The 24,515-nt window shown below is 65.0% G+C and carries 18 protein-coding genes and 1 tRNA gene; 6 read left to right on the forward strand and 13 right to left on the reverse strand.

Annotated elements, in window-relative coordinates:
- Positions 1–1,398 precede the first annotated feature (1,398 nt).
- From AC07YR_RS05940 to galU, 4 genes are all read right to left on the reverse strand, one after another.
- Positions 1,399–1,471: transfer RNA gene (locus tag AC07YR_RS05940), tRNA-Ala, on the reverse strand.
- A 204-nt stretch (positions 1,472–1,675) separates the two neighbouring features.
- Complete coding sequence (locus AC07YR_RS05945) at positions 1,676–2,617, reverse strand: hypothetical protein (RefSeq protein ID WP_494733423.1); 942 nt, start codon at positions 2,615–2,617, stop codon at positions 1,676–1,678.
- 167 nt (positions 2,618–2,784) lie between these two features.
- The gene (locus AC07YR_RS05950; protein WP_055796909.1) at positions 2,785–3,402 is read right to left on the reverse strand and encodes a GNAT family N-acetyltransferase; all 618 of its coding nucleotides are present in this window, start codon (positions 3,400–3,402) and stop codon (positions 2,785–2,787) included.
- Positions 3,403–3,408: 6 nt separating this feature from the next.
- Positions 3,409–4,314 (reverse strand): UTP--glucose-1-phosphate uridylyltransferase GalU, encoded by a 906-nt coding sequence (galU, locus tag AC07YR_RS05955; protein ID WP_436058169.1) that lies wholly within the window; start codon positions 4,312–4,314, stop codon positions 3,409–3,411.
- Between the two features lie 112 nt (positions 4,315–4,426).
- Here galU and AC07YR_RS05960 point away from each other — a divergent pair, with 112 nt between their 5' ends.
- The 3 genes from AC07YR_RS05960 (at position 4,427) to cpaB (ending at position 6,274) form a co-directional block, all read left to right on the forward strand.
- Positions 4,427–5,023, forward strand: a complete 597-nt coding sequence (locus tag AC07YR_RS05960; RefSeq protein WP_494733424.1) for a 5-formyltetrahydrofolate cyclo-ligase — start codon at positions 4,427–4,429, stop codon at positions 5,021–5,023.
- 138 nt (positions 5,024–5,161) lie between these two features.
- On the forward strand, positions 5,162–5,401 hold the full coding sequence (locus tag AC07YR_RS05965) for an FmdB family zinc ribbon protein (protein ID WP_055796912.1): 240 nt from the start codon (positions 5,162–5,164) through the stop codon (positions 5,399–5,401).
- 144 nt (positions 5,402–5,545) lie between these two features.
- Entirely contained in the window at positions 5,546–6,274 is a 729-nt protein-coding gene (cpaB, locus tag AC07YR_RS05970) for a Flp pilus assembly protein CpaB (RefSeq protein ID WP_494733425.1), read from the forward strand.
- A 38-nt stretch (positions 6,275–6,312) separates the two neighbouring features.
- Here the strand turns inward: cpaB and AC07YR_RS05975 are convergent, their stop codons facing one another.
- From AC07YR_RS05975 to AC07YR_RS06005, 7 genes are all read right to left on the reverse strand, one after another.
- Positions 6,313–10,593: an AAA family ATPase gene (locus AC07YR_RS05975; RefSeq protein ID WP_436058172.1), complete on the reverse strand. Its 4,281-nt coding sequence runs from the start codon at positions 10,591–10,593 to the stop codon at positions 6,313–6,315.
- 130 nt (positions 10,594–10,723) lie between these two features.
- Positions 10,724–12,313, reverse strand: a complete 1,590-nt coding sequence (guaA, locus tag AC07YR_RS05980; protein WP_494733426.1) for a glutamine-hydrolyzing GMP synthase — start codon at positions 12,311–12,313, stop codon at positions 10,724–10,726.
- Between the two features lie 96 nt (positions 12,314–12,409).
- Positions 12,410–12,937, reverse strand: a complete 528-nt coding sequence (locus tag AC07YR_RS05985) for a DUF3817 domain-containing protein (RefSeq protein ID WP_055796919.1) — start codon at positions 12,935–12,937, stop codon at positions 12,410–12,412.
- On the reverse strand, positions 12,934–13,815 hold the full coding sequence (locus AC07YR_RS05990) for an SURF1 family protein (protein WP_494733427.1): 882 nt from the start codon (positions 13,813–13,815) through the stop codon (positions 12,934–12,936). The genes AC07YR_RS05985 and AC07YR_RS05990 overlap by 4 nt, the downstream gene beginning before the upstream one ends.
- Before the next feature lie 126 nt (positions 13,816–13,941).
- A complete protein-coding gene (locus AC07YR_RS05995; protein WP_055796925.1) occupies positions 13,942–14,430 on the reverse strand; it encodes a PTS sugar transporter subunit IIA in 489 nt (162 codons plus the stop codon).
- 51 nt (positions 14,431–14,481) lie between these two features.
- Positions 14,482–16,233: a glycerol-3-phosphate dehydrogenase/oxidase gene (locus AC07YR_RS06000; protein ID WP_436058175.1), complete on the reverse strand. Its 1,752-nt coding sequence runs from the start codon at positions 16,231–16,233 to the stop codon at positions 14,482–14,484.
- Positions 16,234–16,377: 144 nt separating this feature from the next.
- Positions 16,378–17,514, reverse strand: coding sequence for a GuaB3 family IMP dehydrogenase-related protein (locus AC07YR_RS06005; protein WP_055796931.1), 1,137 nt, complete (start codon positions 17,512–17,514; stop codon positions 16,378–16,380).
- Between the two features lie 218 nt (positions 17,515–17,732).
- Here AC07YR_RS06005 and AC07YR_RS06010 point away from each other — a divergent pair, with 218 nt between their 5' ends.
- The 3 genes from AC07YR_RS06010 to AC07YR_RS06020 all read left to right on the forward strand — a co-directional run bounded on the left by AC07YR_RS06010 (position 17,733) and on the right by AC07YR_RS06020 (position 20,921).
- Positions 17,733–19,661 carry a S8 family serine peptidase gene (locus AC07YR_RS06010; RefSeq protein WP_494733428.1) on the forward strand — a complete coding sequence of 643 codons (1,929 nt, stop codon included), beginning with the start codon at positions 17,733–17,735 and terminating at the stop codon, positions 19,659–19,661.
- Positions 19,662–19,902: 241 nt separating this feature from the next.
- Positions 19,903–20,424: a hypothetical protein gene (locus AC07YR_RS06015; protein WP_494733429.1), complete on the forward strand. Its 522-nt coding sequence runs from the start codon at positions 19,903–19,905 to the stop codon at positions 20,422–20,424.
- The gene (locus AC07YR_RS06020) at positions 20,421–20,921 is read left to right on the forward strand and encodes a hypothetical protein (RefSeq protein ID WP_494733430.1); all 501 of its coding nucleotides are present in this window, start codon (positions 20,421–20,423) and stop codon (positions 20,919–20,921) included. Before AC07YR_RS06015 ends, AC07YR_RS06020 begins: the two co-directional genes overlap by 4 nt.
- Positions 20,922–20,939: 18 nt before the next feature.
- Here AC07YR_RS06020 and AC07YR_RS06025 read toward each other — a convergent pair whose 3' ends face one another.
- Positions 20,940–22,799, reverse strand: a complete 1,860-nt coding sequence (locus AC07YR_RS06025; RefSeq protein ID WP_028269501.1) for an ABC transporter ATP-binding protein — start codon at positions 22,797–22,799, stop codon at positions 20,940–20,942.
- Between the two features lie 100 nt (positions 22,800–22,899).
- Entirely contained in the window at positions 22,900–24,411 is a 1,512-nt protein-coding gene (gene guaB / locus AC07YR_RS06030; RefSeq protein ID WP_494733431.1) for an IMP dehydrogenase, read from the reverse strand.
- Positions 24,412–24,515: the final 104 nt, after the last annotated feature.

Genomic DNA, 24,515 nt, shown 5'->3' on the forward strand with positions numbered 1-24,515 from the left:
GATTGGAAAAGGCTCAGCTGAAAATGGCAAAAGCCGCCGCTTTCCATTGGTACCCCCCAAATCCAGCGTGACCGCGAGCTGAAACAGTCCTAGCCACGAGGATCCGCATTTCGGCTAGGGATGTCAATGACCCGCCGCCAGCGCCCGTTTCGCGAAGTGGCATAGCCCGAGCTCGGCACCTTAATAGCAAATGCACAACATTGTCTTCCTCAAAATTTTCCGTAGAACCCGAGTCAAAAGTCCCTAGTGTCCTGCGCCTGAAGTTCGCTTCAAAAGTCTGCCGATTGATTCGAGGATCTGCCCTGCGGTTTTGGTCCAAGTGAATGGGGTGGGTTTATCGTTCCATGCTTTGACCCAGCTGCGGAGGTCGGCCTCGAGGGCCTGGACGCTGCGGTGGTCGCTGCGCTGCAGGAGGCCCTCGGACGAAATCGAGAACAACGGTCGGGCCGGCTGAAGGACTATCGATGGCTACCGTGACACCTACAGGCGGGTCATCAAGCCCGCGCTGGCCGGACTCCGACTGCACGAGCTGAGCACCGGCCGTATAGACCGGTTCCTCAAAAACGTTGCCTCATACCACCCTGCTACCGCACGTCATTCCAAAATCGTGCTCACCGGCATGATCGGTCTCGCGGTCCGGCACGATGCCCTGCATAGCAATCCGGTCCGCGATGTAGGACCCATCAAGATCGCCACGAAGGACATCAAGGCACTTTCAGTCAAAGACGTTTACAAGCTCCGGTCTGTCATTGGAAGGTGGCAGGAGGACCCCACCCATCAGGGACGCCCGCGCGCTTCAGATCTACTCGACGTTCTCGACATCTTCCTTGCCACGGGCGCCCGAATTAGTGAGGTCCTGGCCATTCGCTGGCAGGACGTCGACCTCGAAGCGGAACCGCCAATCATCACCATCTCGGGAACTATCGTCATGGAGAAAGGGCTCGGCGCCTACCGGCAGGACCATCCGAAGACCAAGCCCGAAGAAATGTTCTTCCCGTCTTCCACAGGAACTGTGCGCAGCCCACACAACTTCCGCAGGCAATGGCGGGACGCACGTGCGGGGTCCCCCCCTATGAATGGGTCACGCCGCACGTCTTCCGGAAATCCGTTGCCACTCTCATCGACCAGGAATACAGTTCCAAGCATGCCGCCGCCCAGCTGGGTCATTCCGGAACTGCGATCACCGAGAAGCACTACATTGCCAAGGCAAGTGAATCGCCTGACCTAACGGAAGCCCTCCAAAAGTTTGGCAAGGAGCCACCGGGTCATCCGGAACGAAAGTCCGGATAAACGCCGGAACCTTTCCCAAAGCGTGTGGTTTCCGTGTGGTCGACCCATCAGCAGCTAAGAGAAAAGCCCTCCAACCCAACGTTTCCGCAGGTCAGAGGGCCTTCAATGTGGAGCTAAGGGGATTCGAACCCCTGACCTCTTCGATGCGAACGAAGCGCTCTACCAACTGAGCTATAGCCCCGGGCCGCTGCCATACCCTCGGAAACTCCGGGAACAGGCAAACCGGTGTCCCTAGGCTACAAACTATCGGCGCGCTTCGCCAGCCAGCTCCCGAATGTCTCACTTCCATAGCGGTGCTCGGGAACCAGGTCCCGGCCACGATGCGCGTGGCCTGGGCATAAGAAAGCCCCGGGCAGCAACCGGCTGCCCGGGGCGAAGAGGCTGGTTAGGCGCGGCGGCGCTGCAGGACGTCGTCCAGGTTGCTCAGGGCGCTCTGAGCCTTGGTCAGGGTCTTGGGAGCGCTTCCGCTGGCCGCCGGGACGGCGGCCGGGCCCTGCTTGAGGGACGGTTTGCCCACGGCTTTCGGAGCTTCGGGCAGGTCCAGCGGCTCCGGGGCAGCCCGTTCTGCCTTGGCAGCTTCCACGTAGGTGGGCTTGGGAACGTCCACAGGCTCCCATTTGGCGTCCGTGTTGACGGCCGACCCTGGTGCGGCGGCAGTCCTCAGGGCGGTGTCGCCCGAGGCCCTGGCTTCGGCGAGGGCAGCTTCACGCAGTTCCTGGGCCGTCAGCGGCTTAACCTTTGGCTTGTTTCCCGCTTCGGCGTCGAAAAGTGGGCTTTCCGGGGCGTCCACGGCCGGTTCCCGGCTGGGACGCGGTACGACTACCCGCATCTGCCGCTCCGGGGCAGTCATGGCTGCACGGAATGCCGCGTTCATTCTGGCGCGCCGGTCCCGCACCGCCAGCCGCCGGAGCCAGACGACGGACGCTACAGCAGCCAAGAAGGCCCCGACAGGCAACCAGGACGAGCCCATCCCGAACATGAGGAAGATGCCTGCCACGAACCCGGTGAGCAGGGACACGAGCCCCACCAGCGCGAGCGCACATCGTCCGTACCGGATCCTCAGTGCGCCCGGGCGCGCCGTCACCGCACCCGGGCCGGCGGCGGGTGTCCGGGATCCCTGCGCGGATCCGGTGGCCTGCTTGGTTTCCATTGAGTTCTCCTGCTGGGCGGCCATTTTCATGACGTTTCCGGCTTGGGGGTCTGCGGGTTCGGCGAAGTTGATTTCGGACATCAGCTCGGCTGCGGGCTGGAGCTGATGCTGGCGGTTTCTCAGAACATACGGGGCCACCCACACAATCCAGAGCGCGACAGCGACAACAAGGATCACTGAGCTGCTAAGGGGGAAGTCCACATTCAAAACCGTATGAGTAATTGGCCGACAGCTCTGGCATTAGCTCCGGTGTGTCGCAGGGCAGCTGGCAATTCAATGGATTTATGACGGAAAACACAGGAGAACAACCTCGGGGTGACTCCGGCAGCGGGCCAGCGTGTTGGTCAGGCCGGGCGGCTTCTCAACCACCTGGCCAGCAGCCCTTCGGGAACTTCCTCGGACGTCAGGGCGAACGAGCGGTGGTCCGCCCATTGGCCGTTGATGTGCAGGAACCGAGGCCGGTAGCCTTCGTCCCGGAAACCCAGCTTCTCCACAACCCGGAGGCTGGGCCCGTTTTCAGGCCGGATATTGATTTCCATCCGGTGCAGGCCGAGGCTGCCAAAGCAGTAGTCAGTGGCCATCGCAACAGCCGTGGGAGCAATTCCCCGGCCGGCACAGGACTTGTCCACCCAGTATCCAAGTGTGGCCATCATCGCCGATCCCCAGATGATGGACGACACCGTCAGTTGTCCAACGATGACTGGATCCCGACGGCCCGGAACACGCTCCGTGATCACGAAAGGCAGCGCCGTGGCCTGCGCAGCCTGGGCATTGAGGGACCTGACCATCTGCCGGTAGTCCGGCAGAGCCCCTCCGGGGGCCGGGTTCGAGGCCTCCCAGGGAGCCAGCCATTCAGAATTGCGGGAACGGACCGCCATCCATTCCTTGCGGTCCCGGTACCGGATGGGGCGCAGCACAATGTCGCCGCATTCCAGCGTCGCCGGCCAGATGCTGCCCCGCATGGGACGTTACTTGGCGAGGGAAGAGGTGAATTCCGGCAGCCACTCGCGCAGCCCGGGGCCGAGGTCGTCGCTGTCGCAGGCCAGCTGGACGCAGGCCTTGAGGTAGCTGAGCTTGTCGCCTGTGTCGTAGCGGCGGCCGCGGAACACCACACCGTAGACGCCGTATCCTTCGCCGTCCCCTGCAGCAAGTTCCTGGAGGGCGTCCGTCAGTTGGATTTCCCCGCCCCTGCCCGGTTCGGTGCGTTCGAGGACATCGAAGACCGCGGGGTGGAGGACGTAACGGCCGATGACGGCCAGGTTGGACGGTGCTTCGGCGGCGTCGGGCTTTTCCACGAGCTTCCGGATCCGTACGAAACCGTTCATGTCGGTTTCGTCGATGTCGGCACAACCGTACGCACTGATCTGGGATGGTTCCACTTCAATCAGCGCGACCACCGAGCCGCCGGTCTTGGCCTGGACTTCGATCATCTTGCTGAGCAGTTCGTCCCGCGCATCGATCAGGTCATCGCCCAGAAGCACCGCGAAGGGTTCGTATCCGACATGCTGCTTGGCGCGCAACACTGCGTGGCCGAGGCCCATGGGGTCGCCCTGGCGGACGTAGTGGATATCGCCGAGGTTGCTGGCGGCCTGGATGGCTTCGAGCTTGGTGGTGTCGCCCTTTGCTTCGAGGGTCGCCTCCAGCGACGGGACCCGGTCGAAGTGGTCTTCGAGGGCGCGTTTGTTCCGGCCGGTGATCATCAGGATGTCGGTGAGGCCAACGCTGACGGCCTCTTCGACGACGTACTGGATCGCGGGCTTGTCCACGACCGGCAGCATTTCCTTGGGCATGGCCTTGGTGGCCGGTAGGAACCTGGTGCCGAGTCCCGCAGCAGGAATGACAGCCTTGCGGACGGAAGTATTGGTGGTAGTCACTGGACTAATCTAGCGTCAGGGACCAAACATTGGGTAATTGCACTAACCGCCCGGGATGGCCTTTACCAGGGTCTCCGCAGGCGGGCCTCCTGACATGGAAGGACGGGCGTTGATGCCATCCAAGGACGAGATCCGCTCAGCCCACCGAATCCGGCGCGCAACAGTCCCTCCCGTCGGCCTTGAAGCCGCCGGGGCCGGTATCGCCCGTCACGGACTTCAGTGGGCCACCATGGTTGCCGCCGGTGAACGAAGCACTTTTGCCGTGTATCTGGGCGTGGGATTCGAGCCCCCCACGTTGCCGCTCATTGCCGCGCTTCACGGAACAGGGCACCGCGTTCTGCTGCCGGTCTGCCGCCCGGACCGCTCCCTCTCCTGGGTCTACTGGACCCCGGCGACCGACTTCGTCCGCAGCAGTTACGCCCCCATCGACGAGCCCGTCGGAGAACAGCACGGCATCGAGGCCATGCGCGACGCGGCCGGGATCTTCGTCCCCGCCACAGCAGTGGACCTGTCGGGTAACCGGATCGGACAGGGTGGGGGCTACTACGACAAGTTCCTCGCCGGTCTCGAACATGAGGGCGTGCCGGTGCCCGCGGCTGCGGTGGTCTTTGACGACGAAGTCCTTCCGGCCGGCAGCATCCCCGCCGAATCCTTCGACCGCAAAATCCCGGTGGCAGTCACACCGTCACGCCTCGCGCAGCTGATGTGAAGCCGGCTCGCAGCGGATGATAGAATTGGCACTCAGGCCCTGCGACTGCTAAGGGAAGGAACCTGCCGAGGAACAATCGGCGGTGATTCCTGCCAGGCAGCACGGGACCTGCTCGTTTGTCCCAGAGGAGGATTACCAGTGCCCACGTATGCATACGCCTGCAAGGACTGCAGCCACGCCTTCGAGATTGTGCAGTCGTTTACCGACAGCTCGCTCACCTCCTGCCCCGAATGTGAGGGGACCCTGCGCAAGAAGTTCAACAGCGTCGGCGTCGTCTTCAAGGGTTCCGGCTTCTACCGGACCGACTCACGCGACAGCAAGGGCAGCAGCGTCTCTCCCGCTCCGGCGGCCGTTCCCGCTGCCGCAGCCGCAAGCTGACTTAAACTCGGCGTCCGCTGCCGAATCTCGCGCAAAGCGCGAAGGGTGCCGGTCCGCTACTCATGGTGCGCTGCCGATGTCGGTTTTCCACATACGGCGTCCCCGGGCTGTCGCCGCGACGCGGCGCCTCCGTAGCCTCAAGGCATGCCATCCACCTTCCGCACCAACGGACGTTCATCGCCGCGGCAGAGCTTTCGGTCCGGACAGCCCGGCCGCCAGCGGCCGTCCGGCCTGCGACGCTTTCCGTCATGGCTCAACCGCCATCGCAGGCTGGTCGTCGCGCTTCTGCTGTGCGCCGCTGCCGGCATTTCCGTCCAGCAACTGACACCGGCACCCGCCCACACCGTCACTGCGCTGGCCTCCGCCCGTGACCTTCCCGCTGGAACCGCCCTCTCAAGCAATGAAGTGGTGCTGGTCGAGGTGCCACCAGGGATGATGCCCGCGGGGAGCTACGCTGACACCGCCGCCGTTGTGGGCAAGCAGCTGGCTGCACCGCTGCGCAAAGGCCAGCTGATCTCCGATACGCAGTTGCTCGGGCCGGGCCTGCTGGCCGGCACTCCCCCGGGATCGGCCGCCGTGCCCCTGAGAATGGCGGACCCTTCGTCCATCCAGCTCGTGGCACCCGGCCAGCTCGTCAACATCGTCATGACGAACGGCACCGACTACGGCAAAGCAGCCGAATCGCAGGTGCTGGCGGCCTCGGTGCCCGTGCTCTGGACGTCCGGGCAGGGCGGGCAAACCGGACAATGGCTGGGCACCGGCGAAACCGAGGGGCTCATCGTGGTTGCAGCGGATCCGGACCAGGCGCGCCGGCTCGCCGGCTCCTCAACGCAGGGCAAACTCTTCTTCGTCATGGTGGGAGCACCGGGCTAGCTGCGCTCGGACCGGCACGCTCCCCTGCCTACGGGAAGTCACCCCCAGTGCGGCGGTTTCTGTTCCTGCAGCCAGGCATCATGGTCGTAGTCGGAGCCCTGATCGCCCCAGCGCTTCGGGTCATCCTCGGAGGCCTTGTTGGGCAGCACTCCTGAAGGAACGCCGGCGCCGGCCGTCTGCGGGGTCCTGTCGGGCGCTACCCTCTCGGGCGCTATCCTGCCAGGCACCGAATTGTCCGCCTCACGGTGCGTAGCCCCGTGGCTATCCGCTGCGCTGTTGTTCATGTCCATGCCGTTGTCCTTGATACTTTCCACTGCCTTGGTGCGGGTCCTGAAGGACTCCTCCGGCTCGGTGCCGCCCTGTTCCAAGGATACCGAGTGCCGGTCCGGAGCGGCGGATTCGCCGGAAGCGCCCGGCTCTCCGCTGCCACCGTTGCCGGAGTCGCCGCTGCCGGAATCGGCTTCCTCTGCGGCCCCGCTGCGCCGGTCGGCGCTGTTCAGGGTCAGGTTGTCCACGTCGTCCTCGAAGAACGCCTGCGAGGAGGACGTGAAGCCGGTGACAGCCGGCTTCTCCAGCCCCAGGTAACCGCCGATCCGGTCGGCGCAAGCGGACGGGTCCGTAAACACCTCGATGGTCCACAAGGGCATGTAGCGCCAGCCCAGTCGTTCCAGCAGCTGAGGGCGGAGCCTGCTCCGTTCACGGACGCTCATCCGCCGGTACTGCTCGGTTCCGTCGGACTCGATGGCCACCGGCCGGGGGATGTCGGCTTCGTCATGGCCGATGGAATGCACCGGGTCCGCGGCCGCGGCCACGTCAAGCACACCGTCGTATTGGTGCCAGACCCGTGCTCCCCGGGCACGCAGCCTGTCACCCAGGTCTGCCACCAGGGGGTCGGCCCCGAGTGCCTGCTCGCTCGCTGCGGCGCGGGACGCCGGCGTCCCCAGATCAGTGTTGCCGGCTATCTCGCGGTTGAGCAGTTCATAGAAGTCGAGGGCGCCGTGGCTGAGGCGGGTGACGTCCAGGTCCTCCGGCTTGAAGCACGTCAGCACATGCAGGGAGCGCCGGGCACGGGTCATGGCGAGTGCGAATTTCGCCCGGCCGCCCTCGGCGGACAACGGACCGAAATTGTGCAGCGCGCGGCCGTGCGGCGTCCGGCCATAACCCGGCGAGAAGATCACGTGGTCCCGGACCAGGCCCTGGGCCCGTTCCAGGTCCACCACACGGAAGGATTCGGGTCCCGCGCTGAAGAAGCTCGCCAGCAGCGGGTAGTTGGGCAGTTGAAGGCGGATGGCCTCGCCGATCCGGGCGGCATGGCGGAGGCTGGCCGTGACCACTGCGAGGGAGGTCCGCGGGCGCAGGCGTGCATGCTCAAATACGAGGCCCACCACCCGGTTCACCTCGGCCACGGCGGATTCAACGCCTTCCTGGTCGGCGCTCGGAAGTCCGGTGCCATCCGGCAGGTATTCCACGAGCAACGCACGGTCAAGCCCGGTGGCCGTCTGTCCCTCAGGGAGCCGGTGAAGGCGGCCGTCGTAGAAACTCTTGCTCAGCTGCAGCACGAGCTCCTCGTCAACTGCCCTGTAGGCGGAGGTCAGACGCCGGGTCGGCAGCACCGCGGACAAGGCCGTGTAGGCACTCTCGACCGCCTGATGGGCCGTCTCGCCGGCAGCCAGCCGCTCGACGCCCACCGTGAAGGTTCGTGGGCTTGCGATTTTGTCGTCGCCAAAGGCAATGACCTGCCTGGCCCGGGCGATGGCCGGAAGGACAGCCTGGAGGGAGGTCGCTTCGGCATCGAGGATGACCACGGCGTCGAACTTCTGCTGCGCCGGCAGCAGTCCGGTCATGAGGTAGGGGCTCACGGACCACACGGGAACCAGCATGGGAACCAGTGCCGGGGCCTGCGCCGTGAGGGCGGCCAACGTGACCCGGCCGTCCTTCAGGAGGCTCCGGAGCAGGTCCGCCTGCCGCGGGTTCTCGGCAATACCGGCGCGCCACCGCTCTGACAGCGTCCACCGCAGCCGGGCAGCCCCGCTGGCGATATGGGCATTGTCCGCCAAACGGTATTCGGCTTCGAGCTGGCGAAGGGCGTCGCCGTCGGACATCGCCAGGTAGTCGTCGCCGCTGATCATTGCTTCAAGGGCCGACTGCCACCAGGCAAGTTCCAGCTCCGATGCAACGGATTCCGCGGGCACTTCGCGATCTGCCAGGTCTGCGAGCAGTTCCCCGAGCCCGTGCTCGCGCATGTTCTCGATGAGCAGCGTGCGCTCCGGGAGGGTCTTGAGCGTCCGGGTGTCAGCTACAAGCCGCTCCAGGCGTTCCATCAATTCCTCGTACGGAGTGTTCTGGAGGTCCCCGCCTGCTGCCGTATGCTTCACGGCAGCCCCCAGCTGGGCCAGCTCGCGCTCCAGGCTGCGGTACATCACGTTCACTTCGCCAAGGCCGGAAGGCACTGCCGGATGACGCTGCGTGGTGGCGTAGTCCGCCCAAAGCGCCCGCTGCTCCTGGACAAGCACCAAGGAGCTGTGGAGGTCGGCAATGTGCACGCCGGGACGGACATATTCCTTGGCTACGCGGCGGAGGCGGGAACGCTGCATGGACGGCATCTCGATGTTGCGTTCGCGGCGCCACGGGGAGGTGGCGGTCGCGGAGATGAGGTCATGGACCGGCCGGTCGAAGATGTCCGGGGTGAACTTGTCCAGGCTCTCCCTGACCGCCATCAGCAACTCGAGCTGGGCGCCCCATTCGGAGAAGGTCGCACCGAGGCGGATCTGTGCGTGCTCGGCTACTTCGTTCATCCGGTGACGCAGCACGGGGAGGTTCTTCTCAACCGAACGCGCAACTTCCTGCGCTTCCTCGGTTTCCTTGCGGGTCAGGAGCCGCGCGCCGTGCCAGGGGCTGGCAGTTGCGGCCCGGCTGAAACTGCCCAGTTCGGCCGCGCGGTGAAGGCGGCCGGCCAGTTCCTCACGGTCACGAATGTTGTCGAGGACACTTCGCTTGAGGCGCACTGTGGTGGCGGGAGCGGGCTGGATGGACGTCAGCTCAGCAAGCGACTGCATGGCCTGATAGGGCGAGCAGCCCCAGCGCTGCCGGACGTTGTGCAGCGAGTCCACATGGTCCATGAGGGCGTGGCGGTGCTCCGCAAGGGTGGTATGCAGGTTTTCCAGCTGGGGCTGAAGGGACTTTTCGTTCCGCATAATGGACCGCACCAGCTGTCCCTTGAGCTGCAGCGGCGTGACCGTTCCGGACAGCGCAAACAGGATGGACTCCAGGCCCAGCGTCTCAAGCTGGGCCCCGATCTCGCTGAGGCTGGCGCGCCGGTCACCCACCACAAGGACAGTCTTGCCTTCGTCCACCAGGGCACCGATGGTGTTGATGGCGGTCTGGGTCTGGCCCGTTCCCGGCGGGCTGCTGACAAGGAGGGAGTCCCCGGCACGCACGGCGTCCACCACGTACTGCTGGTCCGAGTCGGCGTCGAGAAGCAGCAGTTCCTGGGCCGGGTCCCGCTGGTCGATGTCCTGGAAGCGGTCCTCCGCCAATTCGGGCACGTCCACGGCCTCTCCGGCGGCGGCGCGGGCCAGGGCAGCGACGAGGGCGTTGTTCTGGTTGATCCACGGGTCCTCGAGGTTCCCGGACAGGTCCGCGAACGTTGACACGAGCAGGTTGTGCTCCACCTCGGCCCCGTGGATGGGTTTGATGAGCGTGCCCAGTCGGTCCAGCACCGGCAGGGGGTCGAACCGGGCCGTGCTGTAGGCCATCCGGGTCACAGCGTTTACGTCGAAAACAATGCCGTGGATGGTCTTCAGGTGCCGGATGAGCGCCGGGTTGATCTGCGCCTGCTCGGTCAACTGGAGTTCGTAGTCGTCCTCGCCCGGACGGACGGTCAGCGAAATGGCGGTGAGCATCACCGGGGCGGACACCCGCTGCGGCTTTCCGCCCACAGCCGACGTCCAGGACACCGTGCCGGCCGAAAAATAGCCGGCGTCGATGCCACGGTCGTTGCTGAGCTCGAAAATCTTGGAGCGGAGGTTGCGCGATGCCCGGGCAGCCACCACGTACTGGTCATGGTCGCGGATCAGCGTGGACAGGCGCGTGCGCCGCCCCGCCATGAGCTGCGCAAGTCCGGACGGATGCGCATGCGTGAGGTCGATGGAGCCTTCCGGGGTCTTGGTGAAACGAAGCATTGTGTCTGCTCCGGTGACCGGCTTAAGCCCGGACAGCCACTTCCTGAGCTCCTCGGAGCCCTCTGGGAGGCCTTGACCAACTGACACTACTGCCTTCTTTTCTGCGCTTGCACGTGACGCCCTGGACCATACCGGCATACTTTCGAGCGTAGCCCGAATCAGGGCCCAGTGAGAGTCCGCAACACTGGAGCGGGCCAAAATTGAGCCGGATTTAGCGAGAATAAAGCAACGTGGCCGGCCTCATCGCTGAGACCGGCCACTCACACTGCTATTCCCACTCGATGGTTCCCGGCGGCTTGCTGGTCACGTCGAGCACTACACGGTTGACGCCTTCCACCTCATTGGTGATGCGGTTTGAGATTTTCGCCAGCAGGTCGTACGGAAGCCGTGACCAGTCGGCAGTCATGGCGTCTTCGGACGACACGGGACGGAGGACGATCGGGTGGCCGTAGGTACGGCCGTCACCCATGACGCCGACGCTGCGGACGTCCGCCAGCAGCACTACCGGCATCTGCCATACCTCGTTGTCCAGGCCGGCTGCGGTCAGCTCGGCGCGGGCGATGGCATCAGCCTTGCGCAGCAGGTCAAGGCGTTCCTTGGTCACTTCGCCGACGATGCGGATGCCGAGTCCCGGGCCGGGGAAAGGCTGGCGGCCGACGATTTCCTGCGGCAGTCCGAGCTGGGCGCCCACGGCGCGGACTTCGTCCTTGAACAGTGCACGCAGCGGCTCAACAAGTTCGAACTGCAGGTCTTCCGGCAGGCCGCCCACGTTGTGGTGGCTCTTGATGTTCGCAGCACCCTCTCCGCCGCCGGATTCGACGACGTCGGGGTACAGGGTGCCCTGGACGAGGAACTTGATCTTTTCGCCGTGCGCAGCGGCTTCGGCGATGATGGCCAGTTCGGCTTCTTCGAAGGCGCGAATGAACTCGCGGCCGATGATCTTGCGCTTGGTCTCCGGATCGCTGACCCCGGCCAGTGCCGCCTGGAACCGCTCCTGCTCGTTCGCAACGTAGAGCTTGACGCCCGTGGCTGCCACGAAGTCGCGCTCAACCTGCTCGGCCTCGCCCTCGCGCAGCAGACCGTGGTCCACGAACACGCAGGTCAGCTGGTCGCCCACGGCACGCTGGACCAGGGCAGCCGCGACAGCCGAATCCACGCCGCCGGAAAGGCCGCAAATGACCCTGGCGTCGCCGATCTGCTTGCGGATGCGGTCCACCTGTTCCTCGAGGATGTTCCCCGTGGTCCAGTTCGGTTCCAGCTTGGCGCCCTTGAACAGGAAGTTCTCGAGCACCTGCTGGCCATATGCCGAGTGCTTCACCTCGGGGTGCCACTGCACGCCGTAGAGGCATTTCTCTTCGTTGGCGAAGGCGGCAACTTCGGCGCCCGCCGTCGTCGCGAGCACTTCGAAGCCCTCAGGCGCCTCGTGCACGGAGTCACCGTGGCTCATCCACGTGTTCTGGTGCTGCGGCATTCCTTCGAGGACCGAGCGGCCCTCACCCAGGATGGTGGTTAGCGTGGAACCGTACTCACGCAGTCCGGTCTTGTCGACCTTTCCGCCCAGGGCGTTGGCCATGGCCTGGAAGCCGTAGCAAATGCCAAAGACGGGGATCCCGGCTTCAAAGAGGTCGGCACCCACACTTGGAGCACCTTCCGCGTAGACGCTGGAAGGGCCGCCCGAAAGGATGATGGCAGCGGGGTTCTTAGCCAGGAGCTGCTCGGTGCTGTACGTGTGCGGAACCACTTCCGAGTACACGTTCGCTTCCCGGACGCGGCGGGCAATCAGCTGCGCGTACTGGGCACCGTAGTCAACAACCAGCACCGGCTTCTGGGAAGTCTGGGATGCAGTGGGAGTAGTCACCGTCCTAGACTACTTGGGCGCTTGCCCGGTCGCACGTTGAGACGGCTGTCTGCGGCGTAAAACCACCCCGGCGTTAGGGATCTCACACCGGCGCGGTCAGTAGCGCTTGGACGCCTGGGGATTCGCTGCGAGTTCCGCTTCCACCTCTGCATGGAACTTCTTCTCCACAAAGAAGGACAGGAACGGAACCACACCGCCCAGTGCGAGGATGATCAGTTTCGCGAACGGCCACCGCATCAGCGACCACAGGCGGAAGTTGGACATCAAGTACACGACGTACATCCAGCCGTGCACAATGAGCACCGCCACGGAGAGGTTCACTCCCCCGAGGACGCCCTGCGGCTCGGCATCGGCGAACCCGAAGCCAAACGGCTGGCCCGTCACCGCGTTGGTTCCGCCGGCGAACAGGTACTGGCCGAAGGCGTACCGCGCAACCAGTTCGGCGCAGAGCAGCAGCAGCATCCCGCCCGTCATGTAGGCCAGGACCTTGTAGAACTTGAGCGCGGACCGGATCTGGGCTTCTGTCCCGCCGAACCTGCGCTTCTTCACGGTGCCCGTTTTTGCGGTGCCTGCTCCGCTGGTCTCGGTAGGCTGTGGCTGGATGGCCGGCTTGGGATCGATCATGGCTGTACCTTTTGTTCAGACGGGCTGGAATTTTCTGGTGTGCCGGCGCGGGGCTCCGCCGGCGGGGGCTCGACGTCGGCGTCCGCGTCGTGTTCGCCGTCGAGCTCGTCTTCGAGGTCGCGGCGGTAGTCGTCCTTCACCATGCGCCACCAGATGAACAACGCGAAGCCGGCGAAAACGATCCACTCCACGGAGTAGAACAGGTTGAGCCAGTTCACCTGCTGGGCCGGGGGCTGCGGACCGATACGCAATGGTTTCAGCTCACTGCTGACCGCCGCGGGGCTGACGTCGGAGCCTCCGGTTATCTCGGAAGTGGCTGCCACAAACCCCGGATAGCTGCTGATTTCCCAGGCATTGATCAGTTCCGCTACGGATACTGCCGTGGCGCGTCCGGGTTCGGGGGCGGTGTTCGGCAGCGGAGCTTCGGACGGCAGGAGCCGTCCGGTCAGTTCAATAGTTCCCGACGGCGGCGCGCCGGCTTCCGCGGGGTCGGCCACCCATCCGCGGGCCACAGGGATCCACGTTTGGGGCGATGCCCCGGCGCCGTTGAGGACGGGGGCGTCCTGGACCGAAAACGCCGACACCACCCAGTAACCCGTGGCGCCGTCGTAAAGTCGTCCCGGGACCAGCACTTGCTTGTCGGGATCGTAGGCTCCTTTGGCGGTGACCATTTGGTCCGCCACGGAGCCATGGAAAAAGTCACCCGGCTGCAGCACCGTGGTGAGCGGCTTGCTCTCTTCGGTCCCGGTCGAAACGGGCGCTTCCGGCTGGGTTGACCGGCCGAATTGCCACTGGCTTAGCAGCACAAAAACCCCTGAAATGACGATCGCAAACACCAGGCCTGCGATCCAGCGGGGTTTGAGGGCAGTTTTCAACACACATTAACCGTACTTCGTCCTTGTGTAGAACAACGAACCGCAGGTTGCGCGAGCGGACACTTGGGGCCCCTCGCAGCGGGGCCGCAAGTGTACGTTCGCGCAGTTTTGGGCAGCCTGCCCCACTTTCTAGTGGTCGAAGAACACCAGGCTGGAGTTGATGAGTTCGGCGATCACTTCGGGGTCGTAGGCCCGGCGAAGGGATTCCCGGAACGACTCCTTGGACAGCGAGCGGGCCAGCGTGGCAAGTACTTCAAGGTGGTCCGAGAAGGAACTTGCCGGCGTCGCAATCAACAGGATCACCGTTGCCGGCCCGTCAGCGGCCCCGAAGTCCAGGGCCCGTCCGTACTTGGTGATGCCAACGGCAATCGAGGTCCGGGACACGAACTCGCTGCGGGCATGCGGCAGTCCGACTCCGCCGGGCAGGCCCGTTGCCAGCTGGTGCTCCCGGGCATTGACGTGCTTCAGGAAGCCGTCGAGGTCCGAGACGCGCCCGGCCGCGTAGAGCCGTTCGGCAAGCTGGGTCGCCGCATCCGTCTTGTCCTTGGCATCAAGCTCAAGAATCACCATTTCCGGTGTGGTGAGTTCGGCATCGTACCGGTCCAGTGGTTCCGCCAAGAGTTGTCCCTTCAGTGAGGCAGGAGGCGCGGGTCAGGCATCCGCCTTGTGTCAGCGCAGCGGGACGATGTCCTCCACACCCAGGCGCGCGGCGTCGGCAGATTCATCGTCGGGCTGCTCCTGGCTCAGCCGTTCAGCTTCCACCCGGGCAAGGTAATGCTTGATTTCGCTTTCGCGCTGCGCATCGCTCCAGCCAAGAATTTCTCCCATCAGCTTAGCGACTACCGGGACAGCGGACACACCCCGGTCCCAGGACTCGATGGAAATACGCGTCCTGCGTGTCAAAACGTCGTGTACATGACGCGCGCCTTCGTGCGTGGCCGCATAGACGGCCTCGGCCTGCAGGTAGTCGTCGGCGCCCGGCAGCGGTTCAGCCAGGGCCGGGTTCTCCTTGATGAGCGCCAGGACCTCCGTGGCCATCGATCCATAGCGGTTGAGCAGGTGCTCAATCCGGGCAACGTGCACGCCGTACTCTTCGGCCGTCCGGTTCCGGCGGTTCCACGCCGCCTTGAACCCGCTGGCACCCAGCAGCGGAATCGTATCGGTACAGCTAGGGGCTACACGTTCGTCCATGCTCCTCGTTGCTTCATCGACGGCGTCCTTGGCCATCACGCGGTACGTGGTCCATTTTCCGCCCGCCACCACGACAAGGCCCGGCACCGGGTGGGCCACCACATGCTCGCGGGACAGCTTGGCGGTTGAGTCGTTCTCCCCGGCAAGCAGCGGACGCAGCCCGGCGTAGACGCCTTCCACGTCCTCCCTGGTCAACGGCCGCTTCAGCACCTTGTTGACGTGTTCAAGGATGTAATCGATGTCCTTGCTGGATGCTGCCGGGTGCGCCTTGTCCAGGTGCCAGTCGGTGTCCGTGGTGCCGATGATCCAGTGCCGGCCCCACGGAATGACGAACAGCACCGATTTCTCGGTCCGCAGGATCAGCCCGACGGTGGACTGGAACCGGTCGCGCGGCACCACGAGGTGGATGCCCTTGGACGCACGCACCTTCAACTGCCCGCGGTCCGTCACCATGGCCTGGGTTTCATCCGTCCACACGCCGGTGGCGTTGATGACCTGTTTGGCCCGGATACTGAAAGTGGAGCCGTCCTCGCGGTTGACCACCTTGGCGCCCACCACCCGCTCGCCTTCTCGCAGGAAGTCGACCACAGCTGTCTGGTTGACCGCATGGGCGCCGTAATACGCCGCTGTACGGATGAGGTTGGCCACGTATTTGGCGTCGTCGACTTGGCCGTCGTAGTAGCGGATGGACCCGACGAAGGCGTCGTCCTTCAGGCTGGGCGCAGCACGCAGCGTCCCGCGGCGGCTCAGGTGCTTGTGGAAGGGCACGCCCCGCTGGTGGCCGCTGGAGATGGACATGACGTCGTAGAGGGCAATTCCGGCGCCGACATAGGGCCGCTCGAGGAAGGGCCTGGTCAGGGGGTAGAGGAAAGGTACCGGCCGGGCCAGGTGGGGGGCGATCTCCGACAGCAGCAGGCCGCGTTCATGAAGCGCCTCCTTGACCAGCCCGAAGTCCAGCATCTCGAGGTAGCGCAGGCCGCCGTGAATGAGCTTGGAGGAGCGCGAGGACGTGCCCGCCGCCCAGTCGCTGGCCTCCACGATTCCCACGCTCAGGCCGCGGGTCACGGCGTCCAGGGCGGCGCCGGTGCCCACGATGCCACCGCCGACGATGAGGATGTCGAGTTCCTTGCCCGGCTCCATTGTTGCCTTGAGCGCCGCCAGCGACGCCTCCCGGGCTGCGGGGCCGAGCGCCCCTTGGGCAAAGGACGAACCTCCGGAAGAACTGTTCATTTCACGCCTCCATCCGCATCAAACCTCGTTGTTCACCAGACTACTTCCTAGGCATGCGGATGGGCAGGCCCCGCTGGGGGCCTATGGGTGCCGGTCCCGGGGCCGCCGGGACCGGCACCATAGTGCCGTCAGCAGGATGGTGCGTCAGTTTCCCGAGTAGGGGGATACGACGACGTCGACCCGCTGGAATTCCTTCAGGTCCGAATAGCCGGTGGTGGCCATCGAGCGGCGAAGCGCGCCGATCAGGTTGGACGTGCCGTTGGTGTGGTGGCCGGGACCGAAGAGGACCTCCTCGAGGGGACCGACGGTTCCGACGTTGACCCTGTCGCCGCGCGGGAGCTCCAGGTGGTGGGCCTCCTGGCCCCAGTGCCAGCCCTTACCCGGCGCCTCTTCGGCGCGGGCAAGCGCACTGCCGAGCATAACGGCGTCGGCACCCATGGCGATGGCCTTGACGATATCGCCGGAGGATCCCATGCCGCCGTCGGCAATGACGTGGACATAACGGCCGCCGGACTCGTCCATGTAGTCACGGCGGGCGGCAGCGACGTCGGAGATGGCGGAGGCCATCGGCGAATGGATGCCCAGCGCCCGGCGGGTGGTGGTGGTGGCACCGCCGCCGAAGCCCACCAGCACACCGGCAGCGCCGGTGCGCATCAGGTGCAGCGCGGGCGTGTAGCCGGCAGCGCCGCCCACGATCACGGGGACGTCGAGCTCGTAAATGAACTGCTTGAGGTTCAGCGGCTCGTGGTCCTTGGAGACGTGCTCGGCGGAAACGGTGGTGCCCCGGATGACGAAAATGTCCACGCCGGCGGCGACGACGGTTTTGTAGTGTTCCTGGGTGCGCTGTGGCGTGAGCGAACCTGCAACGGTCACGCCGGCTGCGCGGATTTCGGCCAGGCGGGAGGTGATCAGCTCCGGCTGGATGGGCGCCTGGTACAGCTCCTGCATCCGTCGGGTGACGGCGGGGCTGTTGGTCTCGTCCTCCAGTGCCCCGATCTGGTCGAGGACGGACTGGGGGTCCTCATACCGGGTCCACAGCCCTTCCAGGTCCAGCACGCCCAGTCCGCCGAGGCGGCCCAGCGCAATGGCGGTCTCGGGCGACATCGCTGAATCCATGGGAGCCGCAATGACGGGCATGTCGAACTTGTAGGCATCTATCTGCCACGCGACCGAGACGTCCTTGGGATCACGCGTCCGACGGTTGGGGACGATCGCGATGTCATCCAGGGAGTAGGCACGACGCCCACGCTTGCCACGGCCAATCTCAATCTCATAAGTCACGTGACCACTTTACTTGACCACGCGGGATACGGCGGGGCGACTCCCGCGACGCCCCCTTGAAACTGATAGTCCACACTTTATTGACCACTTTTGTCAACTGTTTACAAGCTTAGAAAATACGCTTACGTTTACTCTCGGTTACCACCTGATCCATTACGTGACCATCCATCACTCCATCATCCGGGCCACCCTGTGCCCGATCCGAGAAAGAAGATCCCTTGGGAAGATCAGCTAGCGCATCCATCAGGCGCCACCGCATCCTGGCCCTGTCGCTCGCCGCAGCAGTCGGCACCCTGGCCTTCGCCAGTTCACCGGTCTTCGCCACGACCGAAGCCGGGGACGGGTCGGCACCCGCGCCAGCCGCGGTCCAGAGTTCTCCGGTGCAGGACGTGGCCGCCGGCGAGGCCTATACGAAGTTCATCGTGGACTACAAGGAGAGTGCGGCGAATGCCACACCGAACGGCCGCGCCAACGCCTGGGGCAAGGCCGCCAAGTCACAGGGCGTGACAGTGAAGGAAGTCCGCACCCTGGCCACCGGCGGAACGCTGATCGAGGCGGACAAGGCCCTGTCCGGGCAGGCCGCCGAGGACTTCATGGCCGAAATTGCCGCGTCGGGCTCAGTCGAATCCGTCGAGCCCGACGCCCGGATGACCGTGGCGCTCACGCCCAACGATCCGCGGTACGGCGAACAGTGGGACTTCACCGCCACGAACGGCATGCGGATTCCCGGCGCGTGGGACGTTGCAACCGGAACCGGTGTGACGGTGGCCGTAATCGACACCGGCATCACCGCCCACCCCGACCTGGATGCGAATGTGCTCCCCGGTTATGACTTTGTCTCGGACGCCACCGCGGCACGGGACGGGAACGGACGGGACGCCTCCGCCCAGGACCAGGGCGACTGGTACACCGCCGGCGAGTGCGGCCAGACGACGGCCGGCAACAGTTCCTGGCACGGAACGCACGTCGCCGGCACCGTGGCCGCGGTGACGGGCAACGCCACCGGAGTGGCCGGCGTCGCTCCTAACGCCAAAGTGGTGCCGGTCCGCGTGCTGGCAAAGTGCGGCGGTTCCCTCTCTGACATTGCCGATGCAATCATCTGGTCTGCAGGCGGCACCGTCTCGGGCATCCCGGCCAACGCCAACCCCGCCAAGGTCATCAACATGAGCCTGGGCGGTTCCGGCGCCTGCGGCAGCACCTACCAGGCCGCCATCGACTCGGCCGTCTCGCGCGGGGCAACGGTGGTGGTGGCGGCCGGAAACAGCAACCAGGATGCTTCCGGTTTCCGTCCCGCCAACTGCACCAGCGTTGTGAGCGTGGCCGCAAGCAATCCGAGTGGCACCCTCTCCTACTACTCAAACTACGGCGCCTCGGTTGACCTGACAGCGCCGGGCGGCGACGTCAGGGTTACCGGCGGAGGAATCCTCTCCACCATCAACACCGGCACCACCACACCGTCCGCCGCGGGCTACGCCAACTACCAGGGCACGTCCATGGCCGCTCCGCACGTGGCCGGGCTCGCCGCGCTGATGAAATCCAAGACGTCCTCACTCACCCCGGCCCAGGTTGAATCCACCCTCAAGCAGGGAACCCGGGCCATGCCTGGCGGCTGCACCACCGGCTGCGGCGCGGGACTCTCGGACGCGACCAAGACCATGGGCCTGCTGGGCGGGACCACTCCCCCGCCGTCGGGCAACCTCCTGCTGAACCCGGGTTTCGAAGAGGGCGCAGTTTCCTGGACCTCCGACCACGCCGACACGTTTGAGACCGGCACGAATGCCCGGACGGGTTCCCGTTTCGCGGGACTCAACGGCTGGGGCCAGGCAACCTCCTACAAGCTCGACCAGGCATTCGCAGTCCCTTCCACCGTATCTGCCGCGTCGCTGTCCTTTTACCTGAAAGTGCAGTCGGACGAAACCACAGCCAGTTCGGCTTATGACACCCTGAAAGTCCAAGTGATCAGCGGCGGCACCACCACCACGCTGGCCACGTACTCCAACCTCAACGAGTCCACCGGCTATGTCCAGAAGCAGCTTGATCTTTCCGCCTACAAGGGGACGAGCGTGACCCTGCGCTTCCTGGGCGTTGAGGATTCATCGCTGTCGACGTATTTCTTCCTTGATGACACGTCGGTGACCACCTCCTAGCCCCCACCCGGGAACCAGTAGTGAGGGAACCGCCGGCCGCGCAATCTTGCGCCGCCGGCGGTTCCTGCGTGAAGTACCCCGGACTGGCCGTCTGGTACTGCCGTCAGACGCCGATAACGAACTCCGGGGACAAGTCCCCATCGCGTGGCGTTTGATCGTGGAATAGTTTGAACTGACACATCGCAGGCGGGTATCACCGGCAGGAACAATTGGGGGGAAACTATGGCGCCAGGCCTTTACGGTGCTGACATCGAACAGCTTCGGGCACTGTCAACTCGCCTTCGAACCGGGACCCGGCACGCGATTCACCCGCCGGGCGCTGGGGCTGGCGGCCCTGCCCGACGACCACGACCTGGTCCGGGCCGGTGTCGGCACCCTGAACGTCAGGGATACCGCCTCGGTTGATGGTGAGAAGATCAGCCTTCACGGCCCCGCCCGCCACCTCGCCCGGGTCTTCAGCTCCGCAACGCTGTGGTTCGACATCACCAGGGTTGGGCCGGACGCGGTGGCGCCGGCTTACATAGCAGACTCCCCGGTTGGCCGGGTGGCACTCTTCCTGCGTCCCCTGAGCGAGTACGTGTGCCTGCCAATGAATGACGGCGCGGCTGAGCCTGCCATCGCAAACATTAAGGTTCTCGAAAACGGTGTCCTCCAGCTGGCCGCACCGCCGCTCGACGACAGCGGCCAGCTGACGGTGCGGGATCTTGCGGCCGGGGAACAGCCCGGGGCGGCAGTCCGCGCGCTCCTGTCGGTGCCGGCATGACGGGCATGGCCACGGATCCCCGTGCGACGGCCTTCGGCTTAGCCCAGCGCCGGTCCTGGGTTTTCTCCGCCTGGTGGTATCCCGCAGTGCTTGCGATCTCGGGAGCAGTGCACGCGGGACTCGCACTGGTCCTTGGGCAAAGCGCGGAACCGGGACTCTTTATGGCAATCCTCGGTGCAGTCTTCGCGTCCTTGGGTTGGGTCTTCACAGTGTGGCCGCGGTTTACGCGCAAGCCTCCAAAGCCTGCTTCGGACATCCCCCGGGTGGAGCAGGGAATCCGGATCACGCCCGGCATGATACGGACCTTCCTGATCGCCAGCGCATTGGGCATTGCTGCCCTTGTGCTGTTCACTCCCAAGGGCGGCTGGCCGGAGACGCTACCCATCCTGGGCATGCTCATGACGCTGCCGCTGGGCGTGGCCGCGGGGCTGGCATATACCGGCCGGCTCATGACGAACAGTGCCGAACTGTACGCCCGGTGGCTGGAACGCCGCTGAGGCCGCCCGGCGCACCGGTCAGATGCCCTCGGCTTCGTCCACGGTGAGCTGGGATTCGAACATCCGGAAATACCGGCCCCGGAGGGCCACGAGCTCGCGGTGCGTACCCTGTTCCACGATCCGGCCGTCCTCCAGCATGTACACGATGTCAGCCTTTTCGATCGTCGCGAGCCGATGGCTGATGGCGATGATGGTGCTGCTCCGGTCGGCGAAGAGCCGGGTGAAGATCCGGTGCTCGGCGAGGGCGTCAATCGCCGACGTCGGCTCGTCCATCACCATGAAGGAAGCGTTCCGGTAAAAGTTCCGGGCCATCGCCAGCCGCTGCCACTGGCCGCCGCTCAAACCGCTTCCCTTGCGGCCCCGCGGGTCCTCCATCCAGTTGCTGACGTGGTTGTCCAGGCCGTTCGGCAGTTTGTTGATGAATTCAAGCGCCTCGGCGTCGGACGCCGCCCGCCGGATCCGGTCTTCGTCCCGCGGCGAATCTATGTCGCCAAAGAGAATGTTCTCTGCTGCCGTGGCGAACTCATACTTGAGGAATTCCTGGCTGAGGACCGCGAGATGGCGGTGCCAGGACTTGACGTCGACGGCGGCGAGGTCGACTCCGTCGAGCAATACCTGGCCGGAATCGGGGTGGTACAGTCCCGCCAGAATCCGGATCAGCGTTGACTTCCCGGCACCGTTCTCCCCCACGATGGCGATGTGCTGGCCCTCGCGGATGGTCATGCTGATGCCGCGTATCACTTCGATGTCGCTGCCTGTGTAGGTGAACCGGATATCCCGCAGCTCCACGGTTTTCGGAGCCTGCAGCAGCGGCGGGGCGTGGTCCGTGTGCACAGGCATTGCCATGAAGAGCTCGTAGTCTTTGAGGTTCGCCAGGTCCTCGTCGATGGAGCTCAACGAGGATACGAGGTTGTTGGCCGTGGACAGCGCCCTGCTGACAATCTGCTGGACGTAAAGGAACTGCCCCACCGGCTGGGCGCGGGCGATGATCTGGCCCACCACCCAGATCAGCGAAACAACCTCGGCGCCGTACTGCAGGGCGTCCGCCGCCAACTGCTTGGGGATATAGCGCTTCTGGAAGTCGAGCCGCCGTTTCTCATCGGCGTCCCGGAGCAGGGAGCGAAGCCCCATGAGGTACCCGACGATTCCGTACAGACGCATCTCGGCAATGTGCTGCGGACGCAGGAGGTTTGTTTCAATCATCCGGCGTTGCCGCCGGGAGTCCACCTGCGTGTTCCAGTGGGCAATCTGTTCACGGGAGAGTTTGAACTGCAGGTAGACGCTCGGGACGATGGCCACCAGGACAATCACGGCGATCCACCAGCTGACCAGCAGGAGTGCCCCGACGGCCAGGATCACCGAGACCAGCTGCGTGAAGATCGCGGCGATCCGGTCAAGGACCCGGGCATAGGAATCGGAAAACCGCTTGGCGCGGTCGTACAGGTCCACCGTTTCCTTGTCGTCGTACCGCCAGAACTCGAGTGCCAGGAACCGCTCGTACATAAGGTCCCCCACGATGGCACCCACCCTGAAGCTCATGAGCTGCTGGATGTACCGGTCCACGCTGCTGAAGGCACCCCAGAACAGGCCCAGTGCGGCGGTGATGATGACATAGACAATCGCCTGCTGGCCGGCGGCGGCATCGCCGGCGTACGCGGCTGCCAGGGCGGTGGTGGTCAGCGCCGCAAAGTAGGTGGTGACCAGGGGCAGGAGTGCCGAGATGAGCGAGCCCACCACCTTCATCACGACGGCGGCAGGAGAGGCCCGGAAGCTGACCCGCAGCACTTGAGCCACGGCCCGCGCATAGGGCCTGAGGGCCAGCCGCCGCTGGGGTTCCCTTTTCGGGTTTAGTTCGGCGGGGTGGCGTGGTTCGGACATGGCTCCAGCCTAGTGCGGTGGGCTGATTGAGCTGTCCCGCCCGGTGATTGAGCTTGTCGAAATCCGGTTTCTACGAGCTCAACCACCGGTGCGCCCGGGATTAGCGCGAACCGTAGTTGGGCGCTTCCACCGTCATCTGGATGTCGTGCGGGTGCGATTCCTTGAGGCCGGCCGGGGTGATGCGGACGAACTTGCCGCGTGCCTTCAGCTCGGCAACCGTAGGAGCGCCGGTGTAGAACATGGTCTGGCGGAGGCCGCCCACCAGTTGGTAGGCAACGGATGCCAGCGGGCCCCGGTAAGCCACGCGGCCTTCGATGCCTTCCGGGATCAGCTTGTCGTCGCCGGAGACGTCGGCCTGGAAGTAACGGTCCTTGGAGTAGGACGTGTTCTTGCCACGAGTCTGCATGGCCCCGAGGGACCCCATGCCGCGGTAGCTCTTGAACTGCTTGCCGTTCACGAAAATGAGCTCACCCGGCGATTCGTCGCAACCGGCCAGCAGGGAGCCGAGCATCACGGTGTCGGCGCCGGCAACCAGCGCCTTGCCGATGTCGCCCGAGTACTGGAGGCCGCCGTCGGCAATCAGCGGAACGCCGGCCGGGATAGCGGCCTTCGCGGACTCGTAAATGGCGGTGATCTGGGGAACGCCCACGCCGGCCACAACACGCGTGGTGCAGATGGATCCCGGACCCACGCCTACCTTGATGCCGTCTGCACCGGCGTCGATCAGCGCCTGGGCGCCTTCACGGGTGGCGGCCTGGCCGCCGATGATGTCCACGTGGGCGGCGACGGGATCGGACTTCAGGCGGCGGATCATGTCCAGCACGCCCTGGGAGTGTCCGTTGGCAGTGTCCACGAACAGTGCGTCCACGCCGGCGTCGATGAGGCTCATGGCGCGTTCCCAGCCGTCGCCGAAGAAGCCGATGGCGGCGCCCACGCGGAGCCGGCCTTCATCGTCCTTGGTGGCCAGCGGGTACTGCTCGGCCTTGGTGAAGTCCTTGGTGGTGATCAGGCCCTTAAGCCGGCCCTGATCGTCAACCAGCGGAAGCTTTTCGATCTTGTTGGTGGCGAGCTTGTGCGAGGCTTCCTCGCGGCTGATGCCGACGTGCCCGGCGACCAGGGGCATCTTGGTCATGACGTCGCTGACGAGGCGGATGGGGAAATCGGCTTCCGGCACAAAACGGGTGTCGCGGTTGGTCACGATGCCCAGGAGCCGCATGCCCTCGTCCACCACCGGCAGCCCGGAGACGCGGTACTGCGAGCAGATCTCGTCCAGTTCGGCGAGTGTCGCTTCCGGTCCGATGGTCAGCGGGTTGGTGATCATCCCGGATTCGCTGCGCTTCACACGGTCAACCTGGTCGGCCTGGTCCTGGATGGACAGGTTGCGGTGAACCACGCCCAGGCCACCCTGGCGGGCCATGGCGATCGCCATTCGCGACTCGGTGACGGTGTCCATGGCCGCGGAAAGCAGAGGGGTCTGGACGGAGATGCGCTTGGAGATGCGGGACGAGGTGTCCGCTTCCGACGGGATGACGTCGGTGTGCCCGGGAAGGAGCAGGACGTCGTCGTAGGTCAGTCCGATAAAGCCGAACGGGTTGTGTTCGGGCTGGGTCATGAGTGCGCCTCTTACCTTATTTCTGGGGTTCACGGGTAGGGGTTGCAGCTGATGACCAGCCCGTCATTACGGGACTGGCCTGTGCAGATGGTGGTGCGTTCGTG

The sequence above is a fragment of the Arthrobacter sp. GW460-12-1-14-TSB2 genome, from assembly GCF_059423525.1.